Source organism: Streptomyces bikiniensis, assembly GCF_000716625.1.
GTDB classification, from domain to species: domain Bacteria; phylum Actinomycetota; class Actinomycetes; order Streptomycetales; family Streptomycetaceae; genus Streptomyces; species Streptomyces bikiniensis.
Genome location: NZ_JNXJ01000009.1, coordinates 56,162 through 77,900 on the forward strand (window position 1 = coordinate 56,162; position 21,739 = coordinate 77,900).

A 21,739-nucleotide genomic window follows, 5' to 3' on the forward strand; every position below is an offset into this window, starting at 1 on the left:
GGCAGATATCATCCTCCGCATCGCACCATGACAGGTGCATGTGAAGGGTGGCATCCGCCGGTGACGGCCTTGACCCGGGCCGTCGCGCCGGTGGCGGCGCACGGGCCCCCCAAGCCCAGGGAACGCCGGACCGCGACCCCCACTTCGCCCCGTGTGTGCCCGCGCCGCCGCCACTGCTCCGCAGTTACGTCGTAATCGAAAGGGCCACACCTTGAACGGTTCCAGGCGGAGAGTCATATCCGTGGTCGCGGGCGCCGCGATCCTCGGTGCCGCTGCCACCACCTCCGGGGCGTTCGCCGCCGCCCCGGCCGCTCCCACCCCGAAGCCCGCCCCGGTTTCGCAGGCGATCCAGGCGCTTCCCAGCGCTCCGGTCGAGAAGCTCATCGTCACGTACAAGACCCGGTCCGCCGAGGCCGGTTCCAACGCCGCCGCGAAGAGCGACACGGCCGAGAAGGCCGCGAAGACGGGCGAGAAGCTCTCCTTCGAGCGCCGGCTCGCCGCCGGTTCCGCCCTGGTCGACCTGGGCGACGGCACCACCAAGCAGGACGTCGCGAAGGTCATGGACGCGTTCCGCGCCGACCCGGCCGTCGCCTCCGTCGAGCCCGACATCCGCGCCTACGCGATGGCGGCCACGCCGAACGACACCGAGTACGCCAAGCAGTGGGACCTCTTCGAGGCCACCGGCGGCATGAACGTTCCGGCGGCCTGGGACAAGACGACCGGCTCCGGCGTCACCGTCGCCGTCATCGACACCGGCTACGCCGCCCACTCGGACCTGGCGGCCAACGTCGTCTCCGGTTACGACTTCATCTCCTCCTCCGCCGACGCCCGCGACAACAACGGTCGCGACGCGGACCCGAAGGACGAAGGCGACTGGAACGCCACCGACAACGAGTGCGGCCTCGGCTCCAAGGCCTCCAGCTCCTCCTGGCACGGCACCCACGTGGCCGGCACCATCGGCGCCGTCACGAACAACACCAAGGGCATCGCGGGCATCGCGTACAACGCGAAGATCCAGCCCGTGCGCGTGCTCGGCAAGTGCGGCGGCTCGTCCGCCGACATCGCCGACGCCATCACCTGGGCCTCCGGCGGCACCGTGCCGGGCGTCCCGGCCAACCCGACCCCGGCGAAGGTCGTCAACCTGAGCCTGGGCGGCGCGAGCTCGACCTGCCCGAGCGTCTACCAGACCGCCATCAACGGCGCCGTCTCGCGCGGCACCACCGTCGTCGTGGCCGCGGGCAACAGCAACGCCAACACCTCCGGCTTCACCCCCGCCAACTGCTCGAACGTCATCACCGTGGCGTCGACCAGCCGCGAGGGCAACCGGTCGTACTACTCCAACTTCGGCACCGCCGTGGACGTGTCCGCGCCCGGTGGCGAGACCCGCCGCGCCACCGACACGCCCGGCACCGTCACCACCCCCCAGAACGGCATCCTCTCGACGCTGAACTCGGGCACGACGACCCAGGCGGCCGAGAACTACAAGCCCTACCAGGGCACCTCGATGGCGGCGCCGCACATCGCCGGCCTCGCCGCCCTCCTGAAGTCGGCCAAGAGCACCCTCACCCCGGCCGACATCGAGTCCGCGATCAAGTCCAACGCCCGACCGCTGCCGGGCACCTGCTCCGGCGGCTGCGGCGCGGGCATCGCCGACGCGGCGAAGACGGTGAACGCCGTCACCACCACCACGCCGCCGGCCGGCAACGTCTTCACCAACGCGACCCGCGTGTCGATCCCGGACAACACCACCGTGTCGTCCCCGATCACCGTCACCGGCCGCACCGGCAACGCGCCCGCCGCCCTCAAGGTCGGCGTGGACATCAAGCACACCTGGCGCGGGGACCTGGTCGTCGACCTGGTCGCCCCCGACGGCACGGTGCGCAACCTGAAGGCCTCGTCGTCCTCGGACAGCGCCGACAACGTCGTGACGACCTACACGGTCAACGCGTCGAGCGAGGTCGCCAACGGCACCTGGAAGCTCCAGGTCCGCGATGTGGCCTCGGGTGACACCGGCTACATCGACGCGTGGAGCCTCACCTTCTGACGCACCACCGCACTACCCTCGACCCACCCCCCACATCAGCATCATTGCTGGTCAGCGACGCGCTCGTGGTCTACACCACGGGCGCGTCCTGGCGTTGTGGGAGCGTGCGCGACCGGAGCGCGCTGTCCGTATGCCGGACAAGGGGCCTGGACTCCGCCGGTGGGCTCCGTATTCTCTGCGCACGGGGCTCGTGGGCCGGGGGCCCGAGCGGCCGGAGGTGGTGGACAGTGACGACAGCTCCGCACGTCGCCCTGCGCCCCGCGGGCGCGGGGACGCATCCCGCGCCGGTGGGCCGCGAAGAGCTCCTCGCCCGGCTGGAACGCGCCCTGCACACCCGGGGCCGCGCCCTGCTCACCGGGCCCGCCGGCGTCGGCAAGACCGAGGTCGCGCTCGCCGCGGCGGCTCGCGCCGAGGCGCGCGGCGAGACCGTGCTGTGGCTCGCGTCCCTGCCGTCCGACCGCGAGATACCCGGCGCCTCGGCCGCCGCGCTCGTCGCCTCCGTGGCGGCGACGGTGGCCCTGCCCGGATCCGGGCCCGCCCGCCCCGAACCGTCCGACGCCTCCGGGCCCGGGGCGTTCGTCCCGGTCCTCCCGGCCCTCGGCGCCCCCAGGACGCCCGCGGACCGGGCCGCCGGAGCGCACCCCGCCCCGGCCCCCGCCGCCGGAGCGCACACCGCGGATCCGTACGCCGCCGGCCCCCACGCCACCGGTCCGCACACCAGCGGTCCGTACACCACCGGCGTGTTCGCCTCCGGGGCCTTCGACGAGCTGCCCGGTCCCCAGCGCACCGCCGTCGCCATGCTCTGCCGCGAGGCCCCGATCGACGCGGACGGCTGGGACCCGATCGCGCTGCGCCTCGGCATCGCGCAGATCCTGCGCACCCTGACCTGCCGGGGGCCCGTGCTGCTCGTCGTCGACGGGGTCCAGCACGTGGATCCGGACAGCGCGGACCTGCTGCGGTTCGCCCTCCACCTGGCGCCGCCCGCGCTGCGGGTGGTGGCCGTGGAGACCCCCGAGCCGTACGGGGAGGCCCGCGATCCGTACGGCGAGCCCCACCGCTCCGAGGACCCGCACGCCAGCCACCTCTGGGTGCCCTCGGAGGCGGACGTGCTGCGCGTCCCGCCGCTGCACGCCGACGAGATCGCCGAGCTCCTCATCCACCACCGGCTGCCGTCCCGGATGGCCGGCCGCATCCACCGCGCGAGCGGCGGCAATCCGCGGCTCGCGCTCGCGGTGGGCCGCTCGCTGGCCGACGCGCGGACCCCCGTGCACCACGCCGAGGCCCTGACCCTCTCCGGGCGCGCCCGCGACCTGGCGCGCCAGCTCCTGGGCGCCGCGCCGCCCGCCGTACGGGAGACGCTGCTGCTCGCGGCGCTGGCGCTGCGCCCGTCGGCGACGCTGGTGCGGCGGGCCGGGCGGCCCAACGCGGAGGCCGACCTGGCGGCGGCCGAGCGGGCCGATCTGGTGTCGCTGGCCGAGGACGGCTCGGTGACCTTCACCGCCGGTCTGCTGCCCTCCACCCTGGTGCACGACGCCTGCTGGGCCGAGCGGAGCGCCGGGCACGCGGCCCTCGCGGAGGTCGTGGACGATCCCGTGGAGGCCGTACGGCACCGGGCGCTCGCCACCGAGAGCCCGGACGAGGAGCTGGCCGCCGAGGTCGCGGCCGCCGCCGATCTGGCCCGGCGGCGCGGAAACAGCGCGCTCGCCGCCGAACTCGCCCTGCTCGCCGCCGAGTCGACGCCGGGGCGGCACGGCACCCGGCGGATCGCGCGGCTCGTGGACGCGGCCGAGGAGGCCGCGCGGGCGGCCCGCGCCGACCTGGCGATGCGGGCCGCGACCGATCTGCTCGCCCGGGACGCGGAGCCCGCCGACCGGGTGCGGGCGCGGCTCGCCGTGCTCGACACGGCGGGCCAGGGCCTGACCGGCCTGGACGAGATGTACGTCCACGCCATGGAGGACTCCGAGGGCGACACCGCCCTGCGGGCCGCCGTGCAGCTCCGGCTCGCCGTCAAGTACGTGCTCGCGGACGGCGATCCGCACCGCTCGCGGACGGCGGCGGTCGAATCGGCCGCGCTGGCCGCGTCGATGGGCGACCCGCGCACGGCCGCGCAGGCGCTGACCGTGCAGGCGCGGATGGAACGGGCGCTCGGCTCGCCGGACGCGGATGCCGTACTCGCCCGGGCGCGGGCCCTGGAGCTGGCCGAGCGGCCCCTCGGCATCCGCAACGCCGCCCAGATCCTGACGATCCGCCACGCCCTGTTCGACGACCGGCTCGTGGAGGCCCGCGACGAGCTGGGGGCGCTGCTTCCGCTGGTGCAGCGGCGCGGCTCCGTCGAGGACGCCATCGAGCTGTTCCGCACGCTGGCAGAGATCGAGTCCCGGATCGGCCCGTGCGCGGCGGCGCTCGCCCACGCCGGGCAGTCCCTCGCCCTCACCCTGGAGGCGGGGCTCTCCCCCGGGCCCGCCTGGTACGCGCTCGCGCTCGCGGAGACGGCGGGCGGCAGCTTCGCGCGGGCCGCGAGCTACGCGCGCCGCAGCGTGCAGGCCTCGGAGGAGGAGGGCGACCGGGTCTTCCTCTCCCGCAGCCGGTACGCGCTCGGCCGGGTCCAGCTGGTCAACGGGGACGTGGCGGCCGCCCTGGAGACCCTGCGGCGGGTGCAGGCCGACGAGCGCGCGCAGTCGACCGTGGACCCGTCGATGCTCCGCTGGCACGAGGAGCTGGCCGAGGCGCTGCTCGCGAACGACGCCGCCGGCGAGGCCCTGGCGCTGCTCGCGGAGGTGCGGCCGGTGGCGGAGCGCCTCGGGCGGTCCACGGTCCTGCTCGGCTGCGACCGGGCGTACGCCCTGTGCCTGGCGGCCGAGGGGCGTACGGATGAGGCGGCGGAGCTGCTGACCCGTACGGCCGGGGAGTTCGGGCGGGCGGGGCTGCCGCTCGAGCGGGGCCGGGCGCTGATCGCCCTGGCCCGGGTGGAGCGCCGCCGGAGGCGCCGGTCGGCGGCGCAGAGCGCCCTGCACGAGGCGGCGTCGGTGTTCGAGCGGGTCGGGGCGGCGCCGTGGCTGGCCCTGGCGGGCGAGACCCCGGCGGGCGAGGGTCCGGCGGGCGGGCCGGTGGGCGAGGAGACCGCTCCCGCGCTCTCCTCCCTCACGGAGGCGGAGCTGCGCCTGGCCCGGCTGGTGGGCCAGGGCGCCAGCAACCAGGAGGCGGCGGCGAAGCTGTACCTGAGCGTGAAGACGGTCGAGGCGCGGCTCACCCGCATCTACCAGAAGCTCGACGTCCGCTCCCGTGCCCAACTGGCCACGGCCCTCAGGCCGTAAGCGCCGTGAGTGCCGCAAGCGCCGCGCCACCCGTGAACGTCACGGCGTGGACGCCCCGGGCGAGCGGCGCGGGCGTGCCGACCTCCCGCGACACCACGCCGGTCCCGCACCCTGCCTGATAACGTCATGACTTAACCATCTGGGGCATTTGCGGCATATGTCCGCATCCTCGTCTGAACGGGAGCAGCAATGACCGGTGGACCCGAGCCCATCGACGCCGACGCCCGCACGGCGCTGGAGAAGGAGCTCGCCGAGCTGCGCGCCGAGCGCGACTCCGTCGCCGCCACCCTGCGGGACGGCGGCGGCGACCAGACGGGCGACAGGGCCGATCAGGCCGACGAGTTGATGCGGGCCGACGAGGCCGACCGGCTGAACGGGCGCATCCGGGAGATCGAGGACCGGCTGGAGGCCGCCTCCGCCGCCGCGCCCCCGGCCGCCGGCACGGTCGGCGTCGGCAGCAGCGTGACCGTGCGGTTCGACGACGGCACCGAGTCCACCGTGCAGATCGCCGAGCTGGCCGACGCGCTCGACTCCTCCCTGGTGACCGGCGACAGCCCGCTCGGGAAGGCGCTGCTCGGCCACGGCGCCGGCGACACCGTCACGTACGAGACGCCCGGGGGCCGGGCGACCGCGACCGTGGTCTCGATCGGCTGACGGCACCGGGCCGGAGGCCGACACCGGACACGGACAGGAGCAGGCGCGGTTCGGGGAGGCCGACCGCAAGGGCGGGCCCGGACACACCGTCCTGGTGACCCTCGTCTTCGCCGCGCCGGTCACCAAGGTCACCTGCACAGTCGGCGGCGACGACGCGGTCCGCGACGTGCTCGCGGGCCGGAGCCGGCGAACCGGCCGGACGTCCTGCTCGGCATGGTGATCACCGATCAGGACGATCGCGCGGAGCCCGGCGGTGGAGGCGTCGGTGTCCGAGACCTGGTGGGTCGTGCCGGGTCGAAGCCGAAGGATCCGGGGCGGGCGGCAGCCGAGTGGCATGCGGATGGGGGCGGACATAGCCTGCCCGAAGGAGCTGTTCCGTCTCGTACCGCCCGTGCCCCGTGGGGCGAGAGGGTGAGGAACCTTGAGCACCGACCAGGAGAAGCCGGAGACCCTTCAGGAGACTTCCGGGAGCCTGGAGCCCCGTGGGGGACCGGCCCCCGGGGGCGACCCGGAGTTCCGCCCGTACCACCACCCCGCCGCCGGCTGGGGCGCCGCCAGGAGCGTGACCGGCTTCATGGTGCGCGAGGGCGCCCCCCCGCTCGACGGGCCCCGGGCGATCATGAAGATGAACCACGAGAACGGCGGGTTCGACTGCCCCGGCTGCGCCTGGCCCGACGACACCAAGGGCCTGCACCTGGACATCTGCGAGAACGGGATCAAGCACGTCACCTGGGAGATGACCCGCAAGCGGGTCGGGCGCGAGTTCTTCGCCGCCCACTCGGTGACCGAGCTCGACGGGTGGAGCGACCACGCCCTGGAGAACGAGGGCCGGCTCACCGAGCCGATGGTCTACGACCCGAAGACCGACCACTACGTGCCGATCACCTGGAAGGGCGCCTTCGACCTCGTCGGCCGTACGCTGCGCGGCCTCGGCCACCCGGACGAGGCGACCTTCTACACCTCCGGCCGGCTCGGCAACGAGGCCTCCTTCCTCTACCAGCTGATGGCCCGCGAACTGGGCACCAACAACCTGCCCGACTGCTCCAACATGTGCCACGAGGCCAGCGGCCGGGCCCTGCAGACGGCGCTGGGGACCGGAAAGGGCACGGTGGACCTGGAGGACTGGCAGACCGCCGACGCGCTCTTCGTCATCGGCGTCAACGCCGCCTCCAACGCGCCCCGGATGCTGACCTCCCTCACGGAGGCGTACCACCGCGGCGCGCAGATCGTGCACGTCAACCCGCTGGTCGAGGCGGCGGCCGGGCGCGCGATCATCCCGCACGACTTCAAGGACATGGCCACCTTCCGCTCCACCCGCACCGGCACCCTCGACCTCCAGGTGCGCATCGGCGGCGACATGGCGCTGCTGCGGGGCATGGCCAAGGCGGTCCTGGAGCAGTCCGCGACCGACCCCAAGGCCCTGGACGAGGAGTTCATCGAGCGGCACACCACCGGTTTCGAGGAGTACCGGGCGCTGTGCGAGGCGACCCCGTGGGAGGAGCTGGAGACCCAGTCGGGGCTGAGCCGGGACGACATCCTGAAGGCGGCCCGCGTCTACCGCGAGGCCGACCGCTCGATCATCAGCTGGTGCCTGGGCGTCACCCAGCACGAGCACGGCGTCGACACCGTCCGCGAGATCGTCAACCTGCTGCTGCTCCGCGGCAACCTGGGCCGCGAGGGCGCCGGCCCCTCCCCCGTGCGCGGGCACAGCAACGTCCAGGGCAACCGCACCTGCGGCATCGACCACCGCCCCGGCGAAGGATTCCTCGACCGGCTCGCCGAGGTCTGCGGCATCGACCCGCCGCGCGAGCACGGCAAGGACACCGTCGCGAGCATCCGGGCCATGCGCGAAGGGGAGATCAAGGTCTTCGTCGGCATGGGCGGCAACTTCGCGCTCGCGGCCCCCGACACCACGGCCACCCACGAGGCGCTGCGCACCTGCGAGCTGACCGTCCAGGTCAGCACCAAGCTGAACCGCAGCCACGTCGTGCACGGGCGGCGGGCGCTGATCCTGCCCTGCCTGGGCCGGACCGAGAAGGACCACCAGCGCAAGGGGATCCAGAGCACCTCGGTCGAGGACTCGATGAGCATGGTGCACCTGTCGGTCGGCATGAAGCGCCCCGCCTCGCCGCACCTGCTCTCCGAGCCGGCGATCATCGCGGGCATGGCCCGGGCCGCGCTGCCGGACAGCCCCACGCCGTGGGAGTGGTACGTCGAGGACTACGACCGCATCCGGGACACCATGGCCCGGGTGCTCGACGGCTTCGAGGACTTCAACCGGCGGGTGCGCCTGCCGCTCGGCTTCCGCATCAGGCAGCCCGCCCGCGAGCTGGTCTTCCTCACGGAGTCCGGCCGGGCCGGGTTCTCCTCCTCCGCGCTGCCCGACGTGGTGCCCGCCCCCGGTGAGCTGGCCCTGGGCACCATGCGCTCCCACGACCAGTGGAACACCACGATCTACTCCGACGACGACCGCTACCGGGGCGTCAGGAACCTGCGCACGCTCGTCTTCATGAACCGGGCCGACATGCGCGAGCGCGGCATCGCCGACATGGGGCCCGTGGACGTCACGAGCACCGCGCGGGACGGCAGCCACCGGCGGCTGAACGGCTACCTCGCCGTCCCCTACGACATCCCCCGGGGGTGCGCGGCCGGCTACATGCCCGAGATGAACGTGCTGTGCGCGCTGGACGACCACAGCACCCAGAGCGACCAGCCGATCATGAAGCACGTCAGGGTCACCATCGTTCCGGCGGATGCTCCCGCGTGACCGCGTGACGGCAGGGGCACGGCCCCGGGACGCACCCCGCGTCGCGCGCGTCCCTCCCCGGACGGCTACCGTCGGCGGTCGGGCGGCGTGACACCGCGGCCCCGGGATCCGGCGTCCGGTCCACCGGCCGGAGCCAGAGGGAGGAAGAACCATGGGACGAGTGACCGCGCGGCGGCGCGTCCTGCGCGTGCGGGAGGGAGGGGCCTCCTACCGCCCGGACACGCTGGCCGCCGAGGAGCCGATGGAGATCCGGGTCGGCGGACGTCCGCTGACCGTGACGATGCGCACCCCGGGCGACGACTTCGACCTCGCGGCCGGGTTCCTGGTGAGCGAGGGCGTGGTGCACGCGGCCGGGGACGTGGCCGGGATCCGGTACTGCGCGGGCGCCACCTCCGACGGCGGCAACACGTACAACGTCGTCGACGTGGTCCTGGCCCCCGGCGTGGCCGCCCCCGACGCCTCCCTGGAGCGGAACTTCTACACGACGTCCTCGTGCGGCCTGTGCGGCAAGGCGAGCCTGGACGCGGTGCGCACGACGGCCGCCTGGTCGGTGGCGGAGGACCCGCTGCGGATCGGGGCGGAGGTGCTCACGGCTCTGCCCGACCGGCTGCGGGCGGCCCAGCGGGTCTTCGACAGCACGGGCGGGCTGCACGCGGCCGGGCTCTTCTCGGCCGAGGGCGAACTGCTGTGCCTGCGGGAGGACGTGGGCCGGCACAACGCCGTGGACAAGGTCGTCGGGCACGCCCTGCGTTCGGGGCTGCTGCCGCTGCGCGGCACGGTCCTGATGGTGAGCGGCCGGGCATCCTTCGAGCTGGTGCAGAAGGCGGTGATGGCGGGGATCCCGATGCTCGCGGCCGTCTCCGCGCCGTCCTCGCTCGCCGTGGACCTGGCGGCGGAGAGCGGTCTCACCCTGGTCGGGTTCCTGCGCGGCACGTCGATGAACGTGTACTGCGGGGACGAGCGCCTGGAGACCGTGCCGGTGGCCTGAGACCGGCCACCGGGGGCCGCGCGGGCGGTCCGGCACGCCGGAGTGCCGCCCGCGCGGGCGCCCGGCGCCCCTACGCCGCGGCCGGACGCTCCGCGTCCTCGCGGTGCGCGCCGCCCCCGGAGTCGCCCTTGCGGACCGTGCAGTGGATCGAGTCGTCCACGACGTCGGCGACGATCGTGTCGCCGGGCTCGGCGTCGCCGCCGAGCAGCAGGGAGGCGACCCGGTTGTCCAGTTCGGTCTGGATGGTGCGGCGCAGCGGCCGGGCGCCGAACGCCGGCTGGTAGCCGTGGGCGACGAGGAGCTTCTTGGCCGCCTCGGTGACCTCCAGGGTCATGCCCTGCGCGTGGACGCGGTGCTTGCTGCGGTCCAGGAGGTGGTCGACGATCTCCGACAGGTCCTCCTCGGTGAGGCTGTGGAAGACGATGATGTCGTCGATGCGGTTGAGGAACTCGGGCAGGAAGCGGCCCCGCAGGTCCTCCATCAGCCGGTCCTTGAGCTCGGCCGCGTCGCCCTGGTGGTCGAGGATGCGGTGGGCGCCGATGTTGGACGTCATGATGACGACGCAGTGGCGGAAGTCGACCGTGCGGCCCTGTCCGTCCGTGAGGCGCCCGTCGTCGAGGATCTGGAGCAGGGTGTTGAAGACGTCCGGGTGCCCCTTCTCGATCTCGTCGAACAGCACCACGCTGTAGGGCTGGCGGCGGACCTTCTCGGTGAGCTGGCCGGCCTCCTCGTAGCCGACGTACCCGGGGGGCGCCCCGACGAGCCGGGCGACCGTGTGCTTCTCCTGGAACTCGCTCATGTCGAACCGGATCATCCGGTCCTCGTCGCCGAAGAGCAGGTCGGCGAGGGTCTTGGCGAGTTCGGTCTTGCCGACGCCGGTGGGCCCGAGGAAGAGGAAGGAGCCCACGGGGCGGTTGGGGTCGCCCATCCCGGCCCGGTTGCGGCGCACGGCCTCGGAGACCGCCGTGACCGCCTCGTCCTGGCCGACGATCCTGGCGTGCATCTCCTCCTCCAGCTTGAGGAGCTTCTCCTTCTCGCCGGCGGTGAGCCGGGAGACGGGGATGCCGGTACGGCGGGACACGATGTCCGCGATGTCGCCGGCCGTGACGGAGACGACGCCTTCGCGCCGCTCCTCGATGCCCGCGAGTTCGCCCTCCACCTCGGCGATCCGCCGCTTGAGGTCGGAGGCCTTCTCGAACTCCTCGGCGGCGACGGCCTGGTCCTTCTCGCGGCGCAGCTTGGCCAGCCTGTCCTCGCGGCTGACGACCTCGGTGGAGCGGCCGCCGCTGCGCAGCCGTACCCGGGCGCCGGCCTGGTCCATCAGGTCGATGGCCTTGTCGGGGAGGAAGCGGTCGCTGACGTAGCGGTCGGAGAGCTCCGCCGCCGCGGCGAGGGCGCCGTCGGCGAAGCGGACCCGGTGGTGCGCCTCGTACGCGTCCCGCAGCCCTTCGAGGATCTGCACGGTCTCCTCGACGGTCGGCTCGGGGATCAGGACGGGCTGGAAGCGCCGTTCGAGGGCGGCGTCCTTCTCGATGTGCTTGCGGTACTCGTCGATGGTGGTCGCGCCGACCACGTGCAGCTCGCCGCGGGCGAGGGCCGGCTTGAGCATGTTGCCGGCGTCCATGGAGCCCTCGCCGGTGGCGCCGGCGCCGACGACGGTGTGCAGCTCGTCGATGAAGAGGACGATGTCGCCCTGGGCCTCCTGGACGTCCTCGATGACCTTCTTCAGGCGCTCCTCGAACTGCCCGCGGTACTGGGCGCCGGCCACCATCCCGGAGAGGTCGAGGGAGACGACCCGCTTGTCCTTGAGGGTGTCGGGCACCTCGCCCGCCACGATGCGCTGGGCGAGGCCCTCCACGATGGCGGTCTTGCCGACGCCGGGCTCGCCGATGAGGACCGGGTTGTTCTTGGAGCGCCGGGAGAGGATCTCGATGGTCTGCTCGATCTCCTCGGCCCGTCCGACGACGGGGTCGAGCTTCCCGGCCCTCGCCTCCTCGGTGAGGTCCCGGCCGAACTCGTCCAGGGTGGTGGCCGGCTGCTTCGGGGCGGCGGGGGTGCCCTCGCCGCCGAAGGCCGCCTGGTCCGCGGCGCCGCGCAGCTTCGAGACGTCCAGGTCCTCGGCGCGCAGGAAGCGGGAGGAGCCGGAGTCGGGGTCGCCGAGGAGGGCGCCGAGGATGTGCTCGGGGCCGATGTACGACACGCCGGAAGCCTGCGAGCGGGCGTGGGCGAGGGCGAGGGTGCGCTTGGCGGCCGGGGTGAGGCCGGGCTCCGAGGAGGGCTCGGCGGACTCCCCGGGCAGCACCTCGGCGATCCGGCTCGCGAGGTCGTCGGGGTCCACGCCGCCCTGGGCGAGCAGTCTGCGGGAGGGGTCGACCCGGGTGGCGGCCCACAGGAGGTGCTCGGTGTCGAGGTCGGACGTGCCGTCCTCGACCGCCTTGCGGGTGGCCAGGTTGAGCAGTTCGTGCGAGGACTCCGTGAGCAGCCTTCCGATGGGGACGCGCTGCACGGCCGGGGGCGAGGAGGCCGGCGACATCCCGAAGAACCGGTTCAGCATCTCGCTGAACGGATCGGAGGAACCGAAAGGTGAACCGAACGCCATCGACATGTCTGCTCCAGAGAAGCGCGGGGGGAATTCCTCTCACTGAAACGCCATGTCCAACGCTCCGCAAACGGAGCGGAGGCGGGGTCCGGGCCCGGATGGCCAGGGGGTCCGGGCCCGGATGGCCAGGGGGTCCGGGCCCGAACGGACCGGGGCCTCACCGCGGAACAGGTACGGGGTGAACGCAGGTCCGAGTCCGGTACGGACGCAGGCCCGGGCCCGGTACGGACGCAGGCCCGAGTCCGGTGCGCGGACGCAGGCCCGGGCCCTGTGCGCGGACGCAGGTCCGAGTCCTGTACGGGCGCGGTACGGACGCGATGCCCGGGTCCGGTGCGCGGACGCAGGCCCGAACGCGAGACGGACACAGGCTCGGGCGCGGGACGGACACAGGCCCGGACGCCGGATGGACGCGGGGCCCCGGCCTGGAACCGACGCGGGTCCCGTGTCCGGCTTCGCCATGACCCGCTCCCACGACCGCGGGGGCTGCGCCGGCGCGCCCCGCGGCCCGGGTGGGCGTCCCCGACGCCCCTCCTGCTCCTCTACTCCTGCTCCTCCTCGTCCCACGGCGGTTCGAGCTCGTCGAAGTCGAAGGGCGGTTCCTCGTCGTACGGGGCGGCGGGTGGGGTCACGGGCGCCGCGGCCGTCCGGGCGGGAACGGCCGGGGCAGTCGACGCCGGGGCGGGAGCGGCCGGAGCCGGGGCGCTTCCGGACGGCGCCGGGTCCTGTCCGGCCGGGGCGGCGCCGCCGGCCTCCGCCAGCGTCTCCAGGACGCCCTCGGCGTACTTGGCCAGCTTGGCCTCGCCGACCCCGCCGACGGTGCCCAGCTCCTCGACCGTGGTGGGGAGCAGGGTCGCGATCTCCCGCAGGGTCGCGTCGTGGAAGACGACGTACGCCGGGACGCCCTGCTCGCGGGCGGTCGCGGCCCGCCAGGCGCGGAGCGCCTCGAAGACCGGCACGGCCTCGGCCGGCAGGTCGACCGGGACGCGGGCGCCCTTGCCGGAGCGGCTCCCGGGCTCCTTCCGGGCCGGGGCGACCGCCTTCTCCTTGCGCATCTGGACGGTGCGGCGGCCGCCCAGGACCTCGCCGCTCTGCTCGGTGAGGACGAGCGTCCCGTAGTCCCCCTCGACCGCGATCAGCCCCTGGGCGAGGAGCTGGCGGACGATCCCGCGCCACTCGGCGGTGCCCAGGTCGGAGCCGACGCCGAAGACCGAGAGGGCGTCGTGATCGAACTGGATGACCTTGGCCGTCCGCTTGCCCTGGAGGATGTCGATGATCTGGCCGGCGCCGAACTTCTGGCGCCGCTCCTTCGCGAGCCGCCACACCGTGGAGAGCAGCTTCTGCGCGGCGACCGTGCCGTCCCAGGACTCGGCCGGGGTCAGGCAGGTGTCGCAGTTGCCGCAGGGCTCGCCCTTCTGCCCGAAGTACTCCAGGAGGCGCACCCGGCGGCAGTCGACGGTCTCGCAGAGCGCCAGCATGGCGTCCAGGTGCATGGCGAGGCTCCGCCGGTGCTGCTCGTCGCCCTCGGAGGAGTCGATGAGCTTGCGCTGCTGGACCACGTCCTGGAGGCCGTAGGCCAGCCACGCCGTGGCCGGCTCGCCGTCGCGGCCCGCGCGGCCGGTCTCCTGGTAGTAGCCCTCGACGGACTTCGGCAGGTCGAGGTGGGCCACGAACCGCACGTCCGGCTTGTCGATGCCCATGCCGAAGGCGATCGTCGCCACCACGACGACCCCGTCCTCGCGCAGGAAGCGGGCCTGGTTCGCGGCGCGCGTGCGGGCGTCCATGCCGGCGTGGTACGGCACGGCGTCGACGCCCTGCTCCACCAGGAGCGCGGCCGTCTTCTCGACGGAGGACCGCGAGAGGCAGTAGACGACTCCGGCGTCCCCGGCGTGCTCGGTCCTGATCAGCTCCAGGAGCTGCTTGAACGGGTTGTTCTTGGGGACGATGCGGTACTGGATGTTCGGCCGGTCGAAGCCGGCGACGAAGTGCCGGGCGTCCTCCAGGCCCAGCCGCTTCGCGATCTCGGCGTGGGTGGCCTCGGTGGCCGTCGCCGTCAGGGCGATCCGCGGCACCTTCGGCCACCGCTCGTGCAGCATGGACAGGGCCAGGTAGTCGGGCCGGAAGTCGTGGCCCCACTGGGCGACGCAGTGCGCCTCGTCGATCGCGAAGAGCGACACCCGGCCCCGGTCCAGGAGCCGCTGCGTGCCCTCGGTCCGCAGCCGCTCGGGGGCCAGGTAGAGCAGGTCCAGCTCGTCCGCGAGGAACGCCTGCTCGACGGCCTGCCGCTCGTACGGGTCCTGCGTGGAGTTCAGGAACCCGGCCCGCACCCCGAGGGCCCGCAGCGCGTCCACCTGGTCCTGCATGAGCGCGATGAGGGGCGAGATCACGATGCCCGTGCCGTCTCTGACCAGGGCCGGGATCTGGTAGCAGAGCGACTTGCCGCCGCCGGTCGGCATCAGCACGAGGGCGTCGCCGCCGCCGACGACCTGCTCGATGATCTCCTGCTGCTCCCCGCGGAAGGAGCTGTAGCCGAAGACACGGTGGAGCACCCGGGCGGGCTCGGAGATCTCTGGGGAAGCGTCGGAGAGGACCATTCGTGAAGCGTATCCGTCCGCGCCGACACCCCGGTCCCGTCCGCCGCAACCTGTGGACAACCCGGCCCGCCCGGCTCCCGACAGCCTGTGGAAAACCCTCCCGGACCGGCCCGGCGGCCCTTCATCGACGCAGGTCGGCCCCCTTCCGGGCGCCACCCCGGACATCGCCCCGGATGTCATTCCCGGTGTCGTCCCCGGTGTCGTCGAGGAAGCCGCCCGACTGGTGCTGCCACAGCTTGGCGTAGGCGCCGTCCGCGTCGAGCAGCGCCTGGTGCGTCCCCTGCTCCACGATCCGGCCCCGGTCGAGGACCACGAGCCGGTCCATCCCGGCCACCGTGCTCAACCGGTGGGCGACGACGAGCGCGGTCCGCCCCTCCATGAGGCGCCACAACGCCTCCTGGACGAGGACCTCGCTCTCGGAGTCCAGGGCGCTGGTGGCCTCGTCGAGAAGGAGGACCGGGGCGTCGCGCAGGATCGCCCGGGCGAGGGCGACCCGCTGGCGCTGGCCCCCGGAGAGCTTCACGCCCCGCTCGCCCACCATGGTGTCGAAGCCGTCGGGGAGCGCGTCGGTGAACTCCGTGACGTGGGCCGCCTCGGCCGCGCGCCGGATCTCGGCCTCGGTGGCGTCCGGCCGGGCGAAGGCGATGTTGTCCCGCAGGCTCCGGTGGAACATCGCCGGGTCCTGCGGCACGTAGGCGATCATGCTGCGCAGGTCGGCCTGGCGCAGCCGGCTGATGTCCTGCCCGCCGATGAGGATCCGGCCCCCGTCGACGTCCGCCATCCGCAGCAGCAGCCGGGTGAGGGTGGTCTTCCCGCCGCCGGACCTGCCGACGAAGCCGACCTTCGTCCCGCCGGGCACGTCCAGGTCGAGCCCTTCGAAGAGGGGCTTCGCGCCCGCGTGGGCGAAGGTGACCTTCTCGAAGCGGACGCCCGCCCCCCGGGGTGCCAGCGGCTCCGGGACCTCCGGGTCGAGCACGGTGGGCGGTTCGAGGAGCAGTTCGGTGAACTGCCCCGCCTCCGTCATCGCGCTCTCCATGCGCCGGTAGATCTGGTTGAACTCGAACATGATCCGGGTGGCGTTGGAGTAGTAGGTGAAGGCCACGATGACGGCCTCCACGCCGTGCTCTCCCCCGCCGAGGGTGACGGCGAGGACGAGCCCGAGGACGTTCGTCAGGACGGACATCGGAGCGACCAGGGTGTCGATGCGCAGATTGCCGTAGTCCCAGGACCGCAGGGTGAGCCGCCGCGACTCCGCGACGCGGGAGCGGTGCTCGGCGGCCTCCCGGTCCTCGGCGGCGAACGCCCGGACCGTGTCCATGTTCGTCAGGCTGTCGGCGACGTGGCCCGACACCCGGGCGATGGCCTGTTCGCGCCGGGCGACGAGCGCCTGGCGGCGCCGGACCAGCGGGGCGACGCACACGCCCGTGAAGGCGATCAGCGCCAGGAGGCCGACGACGAGCAGCGGGTCGTACTGCCAGAGCACCACCGAGGCGAAGAGCAGCGGCACGACGTTGCCCATGACCGAGAAGGTCAGCGTGTCGACGAAGACCTCGAAGCGGGAGGCGAAGCTGAGGACCCGCTTGGTCAGCGAGCCGGCGAAGTTGTCGTGGAAGAACGAGGAGTCCTTGGCGAACAGTTCGTCCATGCCGACGACGTACAGGTGCTCGATTCCCCGGGCTTCCACGCGGTGCAGACAGTGCAGTCCGACGCGCCACAGCGCCTCGCCGAGCAGCAGCACCCCGGCGAACCCGAGGACGTACGGGAGGTGTGCGCCGATGCCCTCGGCGCCGGCGGCGGTGTCGTCCCCGGCGACCTGTCCGACGAGCTTGGCGACGACGAGCGGCGCGATGTAGAAGACGCCGATGTTGCCGAGTGCGGGCAGCAGCATGGCCGGCGCGGTCAGCCATCGCAGACGGAGCAGTTCCCGTCCGTAGTGGCGCAGCGCGAGGAGCGTCGAACCCTTGGACGGTAATCCTTCGCGCGTTTCAGGTGATCCCATGCCCAACCCCCTTTCTGTCGTGCTGAAGGTGGGGAACGGGAGTATTCCGCGCAAACGTCTCCGTGGTCCACGTGTTTTCCGCGGCCTCCGGGAGCCGGAGCAACCCGTGGCGGCCGCGTCGCGTCCTTCCGGACAGGACCCGCCGCCGCCCGGCGGCCACCGACCCAGGAGCCAGGACATCCCATGAGCGACAAGGCCCGGACCCTCTTCGACGCGCTCGACCTCGACCGGGACGGCACCCTGACCCGTACGGAGGTCATCGACGCCCTGCGGTCCAAGGGCCCCACGCTGGCCGCGCGGGGCGTGATCCCCTTCTGGGGCGTGGGGACCGACGACGACTCGTCGGCCCTGTTCGACGAGGCCGACGTGAACGGCGACCGCGTGCTGTCCTTCGAGGAGTTCGCGACGCTGGTGAACCGGCGCTTCGGCTGGTGAGCCCCGGGCCGTCGCCGGCCCGGGGACGAGCGGATCGGGACGGGTCAGACGGAGACGGCGGGGAGCACGCCGGTGACCGGGGCGGCCAGGTCGGTGAGCTGGTGGAGCTGCTGGAGGTCGTGGATCCGGTCGAGCCCGCCCAGCTGCTCGGAGATGCCGGGGAGCTGGGCGGCCTGGTCCTCGGGGAGGCCGGTCGCCGCGAGGGAGTCGAGCTCGGTGACCGGGTTGATCGGCGGCCCGAGCGGACCGGCGGCGGGGGCGGCGCTCGCCGCGGACGCGCCCAGGCACGAGAAGGCGGCGGCGACGGCGAGGACGGAGGAGATGCGTCGTGCTGAGGTCATGCCCTCACCAACGCGTCCGGCCCGGCGGCGGACACGGCCGACCCCGTTCCCACCGCTCGAACGGGGGTCCGCCGTGGAAGTCGAGGGGCGAGGAAAGCGAAGGGACTGGTTCATGGAAGATGAGAAGGAAGCCCCTTCATGGCCTCGCCCGGGACGACCGTAGCACTCAGGCGGGGATCAGGTCGCGCAGGTTTTCCGGGGTGAACACGCGGGCGCCCGGAGGCAGTCCGGCGGGGCGTTCCAGACCGATGTACGTGACGGGGCCGTCCGGCACGGGCGTCGCACCGTCCCACACGGTCGTCGCCACGGCGTCCCGCGCCATCAGGTCCACGAGGTGGCGGACCGTCAGCGGGGTACGGGCGAGCAGCTCCCGGAGCAGGACCGCGACCGACGCCCGGTTCTCCTCGACGCTGTTCGCCGACGGGCGGCCCTTGAGGTACAGGTGCAGCCAGCGCGCGTGCCAGTGGCCGTCGTCGTCCCGTTCGAACGCGAGCGGCAGCGCGACCCGGCCGGGGCCGCGCAGGTCCGACTTCATGCGGACGGTGCGCGGCTCGAACGGGCGCCCCTTCTGCTCGGCGTCGCGCAGCATGAAGCCGAAGAACGACTCCTCGACCTCCTCGAAGCCCTCGCCGGCGTAGATGTTCACCTGCGGGACGACGTAGGTGCCGCGCACGGCGCCGAGCCGCAGGTCGATGAATTCCGAGGCGCCCTCGGGGGCGTCGGTGATGTCGCCCGAGTGGGCGCCCTCGACGTCGGCGAGGGCGGTGTACGAGAGCCAGGTGACGGTCCGGTGGTCGGCGTCCAGGACGAGGGCCGAGAGATCGTAGTCGGTGGTGCGGGCCGTCTGCTTCCAGTACGTGAAGAAGCGCAGCAGTTCGCCCTCCACCGGTGAGACGGAGCCGCGCGGCAGGACGCCGAGGCCGTCTGCGGTGGCCCGGCCGCTGAGCGGGAGCGCCACGTCCAGGACGGCGGGGTCGACGAGCAGCCGGCCCGGGGCGGGGAGCCGGCGCCGGGTCTCGGCGTCGAGGGCGGCGCACAGGCGCTCGCGCACGGCGGCCGGCAGCGGGGGCCTGGTGTCGGCGGTGGTCCAGGCGCCGCCGAACCGGTTGACGAAGATCCGGCGCTTCCCGCCCTCGTCCGTCCGGTTCCGGACGTGCTCGCGGAGGGAGAGGACGACGCGGCCGGACACCTGGGGGAGGACCCGCTCGCACGCGGTGACGACGGCCTCCAGCTCCCCGGGGCCCTCCGCCGTGCGCAGGAGCCGGTCCAGGGCGCGCAGGAGCCGGCCGGGGGCCGAGGTCAGGAGTTCGGCCGCGCCGGTGACGTCGCCCCGGCCGAGCAGCGCCTCCACCCGGCTGTCGAAGGAGGGGGCCGCCTTCTCGCCGCGGGCGACGGCGAAGACCTCGGCGGCGTGCGGCCACCGGGGGTACTCGTGCGGGTGCAGCCGCTCGCCCAGGCGCTTCCAGGCCTCGCGGTGCGCGGGGACGTCGGCGAGCTTGGCGGGGCTCGCGGCGACGACGGCGTCCAGGCCGCCGAGCAGGGCGCGGCGGACCGGCCGGGACAGGGCGCGGAAGCGGGTCGGTTCCCGCAGGGTGACGTCGCCGCCGGCGAGCGCGCAGGCCAGGCGGAGCACGTCGGTGACGGTGTCCAGGAGCGGGTCGGCGCCGGCCGCGAGGCGGGCCCGGTTGACGACGGTGCGGACCTCCCTGACCGGGATCTCCTCGGGCTGGGGCCCGTCGGCGCGGTGTCCGGCGAGGAGCGCGAGGTCGCGCAGGTGGTCGTCGCCGAGCGGGGTGGTGGTTCCGGCCAGGGACAGGTAGAGGGCGGTGACCTCCTCGTCGAGCGGCCGGCCGGGGTGCAGGACGGTCAGGCGGTCGCCCGCGGCGGCGATCAGCTCGTCGTGGGCGGCGAGCATCTCCTCGTAGGTGTGCCGGTACGTGCCGTACGACGGCAGGTCGAGCAGGTTCAGGACGCCGGTGCGCAGCCGCTCGGCCACGGTCCTGCGCGCGGAGGGGTCGGCGAGCGCCTCGGCGAGGCACTGCGCCCAGAAGTCGCGGGTGTCGGGCACGCCGGCCGGGAAGTCCTTGAAGCAGGGGTTGTGCCGGACGTGGTCTCCGACCAGTTCCCGGACGGCGTCCAGGGCACGGGCGGCGGTCGCGCGGACCGTCTCCCCGGCGAGGCCGGAGAGGGCTGCGAGGAGGTCGGCCGAGAGTTTGAATCCCACGGACATCAGGGCGGCGTCGAGCTGCCGGGCCGCCGCGGCGCCGTCTCCGGCGGGGCCGGCCGGGACGGGGAGGCGACGGGTGTGCCGGACGACCAGATGTTCGAGGGTGTGGTCCATTCCGGCATACTGCCGCTCTTCGGCACGCACGTGCATGCGGTTTTCGCCCGGGGCCGGGGTGCGTGCGCCGGGATCGGAATCGGACGGTTGGCGCGCGGGATTCCGGGAACCCGCTTAACGTGACCGAAGTACCCCAGTCGACCAGAAAAGGGGCGTATCAGTCATGGGTGAGAGCCACATGGACAAGGCCAAGGGCAAGCTCAAGGAGGCCGCCGGCAAGGCGACCGGCAACGAGCGCCTGAAGAGCGAGGGCCAGGCGGACCAGATGAAGGGCCAGGCCCGCGAGGTGGGCGAGAAGGCCCAGGGGAAGGTCGAGGGCGTCCGCGACTCCCTCAAGCGCGACCACTCCTAGGCTCGCACCTCCTGCAACGCTCGGGCCGCCGTACCGCGCTCTGGAGGACGGCCCGAACAGCGGAAGGACCGCCCGGCACCGGCCGGGCGGTCCTCCTCGCGTTTCCGGGGCTCCGGCGGGACCGGCTCCGGCCTCAGGGAGCCGTCCGCACCGGGAAGCTGAAGGTGCGCCCCTGCTGCTTGAGCCACGGCAGCACCTGCCGCAGGGCCGCGACGGTCTGGGCGCGGTCGCCGCCGCCGTCGTGGAAGAGGATGGTCGGCCCGTTGGACAGCTCGGTCTTGACGGTGTTCACGATCGCGGCCGTGCCGGGCAGTTCGAAGTCCTTCGTGTCCACGTTCCAGCCGAGCGGCCGCATGCCCGCCGCGGCGGCGATCCGCCGGCTGTCCGGGGTGAAGGCGCCGCCGGGCGCCCGGTAGTACTCGACCTTCGCGCCCCCGGCCGCGTCCTCGATCATCTTCTTCGCGTCCAGGATCTGCTGCTTCTGGTACGCGACGGACTTCTTGTCCATCGAGGTGTCGTGGGAGATGGTGTGGTCGCAGAGCCGGTGCCCGGCCGCGACGACCTTCTTGACCAGGTCGGGGTGGCGCTTCGCCTCGGGTCCCACCATGCAGAAGACGGCCTTGACGCCGTGCTGCTCCAGGATGTCCAGCATCTGGGGCGTCCAGCGCGGGTCGGGCCCGTCGTCGATGGTGATGTTCACCGCCGTGCCGCCCGCCTCGGCGGCGTGCGCGATGCCCTCGGGCATCTTCTTCGGCGGCGCCTGGACGGGCCCCGCGGCGTCGGCGGCCGGCGACCGCCCGGTCGTTACCCGCCCGCTCCCCGCATCGGCCTCCGCCTCCGACTGCGTCACCGCACCGGCCGCCCACACCGCCAGGCTGAGCCCGACCGCGGAGGCGACCACGGCTATGTGCGCCGTGTACTTGTTGCGCCGCATGGAATCGCCCACTCCCCGTAGTCCATCAGGTCTTTCTCCCGGGTGAGAGGACGGTGGGAGCGGCGAGAAGGTTTCATCGAACGGGCGGGACGTAGGGCTCTTCTTCTCGGGACGAAGGTCCCGGCGGCGAGGACCGAAAGTCGGCCTTCTGGCCGGGAGTGCCCGCTGTCCGGCCGGTGCGGCGCGGCCGCCGGGCACGGGGAACTGCCGCGTACGCGCCAATGGCGCGGCCCCTGCCGTGGCGGCGCGCAGGGGACGGGGGCGGCCGGCGGCGCGGGGCCGCACCCGCCGCGGCGTGCGGGGATGCGACCGGACGCCGTCCGTCACGCCTCCCCCGCAGCTCCTTCACGGGAAGCGCACTTTCGGCCGCCGGCCGCCCG

The 21,739-nt window shown here is 73.6% G+C and carries 14 protein-coding genes; 8 read left to right on the forward strand and 6 right to left on the reverse strand.

Annotated features, from left to right (window positions below):
- Nucleotides 1–241: 241 nt before the first annotated feature.
- The 6 genes from OO47_RS09205 to fdhD all read left to right on the forward strand — a co-directional run bounded on the left by OO47_RS09205 (nucleotide 242) and on the right by fdhD (nucleotide 9,767).
- On the forward strand, nucleotides 242–2,044 hold the full coding sequence (locus OO47_RS09205; RefSeq protein ID WP_030215400.1) for a S8 family serine peptidase: 1,803 nt from the start codon (nucleotides 242–244) through the stop codon (nucleotides 2,042–2,044).
- Between the two features lie 227 nt (nucleotides 2,045–2,271).
- Nucleotides 2,272–5,358 (forward strand): helix-turn-helix transcriptional regulator, encoded by a 3,087-nt coding sequence (locus OO47_RS09210; protein WP_037624038.1) that lies wholly within the window; start codon nucleotides 2,272–2,274, stop codon nucleotides 5,356–5,358.
- A gap of 189 nt (nucleotides 5,359–5,547) precedes the next feature.
- On the forward strand, nucleotides 5,548–6,012 hold the full coding sequence (locus tag OO47_RS09215) for a GreA/GreB family elongation factor (protein WP_030215405.1): 465 nt from the start codon (nucleotides 5,548–5,550) through the stop codon (nucleotides 6,010–6,012).
- Between the two features lie 94 nt (nucleotides 6,013–6,106).
- On the forward strand, nucleotides 6,107–6,232 hold the full coding sequence (locus OO47_RS38395) for a hypothetical protein (RefSeq protein ID WP_267883686.1): 126 nt from the start codon (nucleotides 6,107–6,109) through the stop codon (nucleotides 6,230–6,232).
- Between the two features lie 252 nt (nucleotides 6,233–6,484).
- Entirely contained in the window at nucleotides 6,485–8,779 is a 2,295-nt protein-coding gene (locus OO47_RS09220; RefSeq protein WP_030215409.1) for an FdhF/YdeP family oxidoreductase, read from the forward strand.
- A 151-nt stretch (nucleotides 8,780–8,930) separates the two neighbouring features.
- The gene (gene fdhD / locus OO47_RS09225; protein WP_030215411.1) at nucleotides 8,931–9,767 is read left to right on the forward strand and encodes a formate dehydrogenase accessory sulfurtransferase FdhD; all 837 of its coding nucleotides are present in this window, start codon (nucleotides 8,931–8,933) and stop codon (nucleotides 9,765–9,767) included.
- Nucleotides 9,768–9,837: 70 nt separating this feature from the next.
- On the opposite strand, the gene OO47_RS09230 is transcribed toward fdhD, so the two are convergent.
- From OO47_RS09230 to OO47_RS09240, 3 genes are all read right to left on the reverse strand, one after another.
- Nucleotides 9,838–12,372: an ATP-dependent Clp protease ATP-binding subunit gene (locus OO47_RS09230; protein WP_030215413.1), complete on the reverse strand. Its 2,535-nt coding sequence runs from the start codon at nucleotides 12,370–12,372 to the stop codon at nucleotides 9,838–9,840.
- Nucleotides 12,373–12,905: 533 nt separating this feature from the next.
- The gene (gene recQ / locus OO47_RS09235) at nucleotides 12,906–14,957 is read right to left on the reverse strand and encodes a DNA helicase RecQ (RefSeq protein WP_030215415.1); all 2,052 of its coding nucleotides are present in this window, start codon (nucleotides 14,955–14,957) and stop codon (nucleotides 12,906–12,908) included.
- A gap of 121 nt (nucleotides 14,958–15,078) precedes the next feature.
- Complete coding sequence (locus OO47_RS09240) at nucleotides 15,079–16,956, reverse strand: ABC transporter ATP-binding protein (RefSeq protein ID WP_063831888.1); 1,878 nt, start codon at nucleotides 16,954–16,956, stop codon at nucleotides 15,079–15,081.
- Nucleotides 16,957–17,139: 183 nt separating this feature from the next.
- On the opposite strand from OO47_RS09240, the gene OO47_RS09245 reads away from it, so the two are divergent.
- Nucleotides 17,140–17,391: an EF-hand domain-containing protein gene (locus OO47_RS09245; RefSeq protein ID WP_030215421.1), complete on the forward strand. Its 252-nt coding sequence runs from the start codon at nucleotides 17,140–17,142 to the stop codon at nucleotides 17,389–17,391.
- A gap of 44 nt (nucleotides 17,392–17,435) precedes the next feature.
- Here the strand turns inward: OO47_RS09245 and OO47_RS09250 are convergent, their stop codons facing one another.
- Both OO47_RS09250 and OO47_RS09255 read right to left on the reverse strand, forming a co-directional pair.
- Nucleotides 17,436–17,732 carry a hypothetical protein gene (locus tag OO47_RS09250; RefSeq protein ID WP_030215424.1) on the reverse strand — a complete coding sequence of 99 codons (297 nt, stop codon included), beginning with the start codon at nucleotides 17,730–17,732 and terminating at the stop codon, nucleotides 17,436–17,438.
- A gap of 166 nt (nucleotides 17,733–17,898) precedes the next feature.
- A complete protein-coding gene (locus OO47_RS09255) occupies nucleotides 17,899–20,073 on the reverse strand; it encodes a TerD family protein (protein WP_030215426.1) in 2,175 nt (724 codons plus the stop codon).
- Between the two features lie 163 nt (nucleotides 20,074–20,236).
- On the opposite strand from OO47_RS09255, the gene OO47_RS09260 reads away from it, so the two are divergent.
- Nucleotides 20,237–20,425 carry a CsbD family protein gene (locus OO47_RS09260; RefSeq protein WP_030215429.1) on the forward strand — a complete coding sequence of 63 codons (189 nt, stop codon included), beginning with the start codon at nucleotides 20,237–20,239 and terminating at the stop codon, nucleotides 20,423–20,425.
- A 133-nt stretch (nucleotides 20,426–20,558) separates the two neighbouring features.
- Here the strand turns inward: OO47_RS09260 and OO47_RS09265 are convergent, their stop codons facing one another.
- On the reverse strand, nucleotides 20,559–21,359 hold the full coding sequence (locus OO47_RS09265) for a polysaccharide deacetylase family protein (protein WP_030215431.1): 801 nt from the start codon (nucleotides 21,357–21,359) through the stop codon (nucleotides 20,559–20,561).
- Between the last annotated feature and the right edge of the window lie 380 nt (nucleotides 21,360–21,739).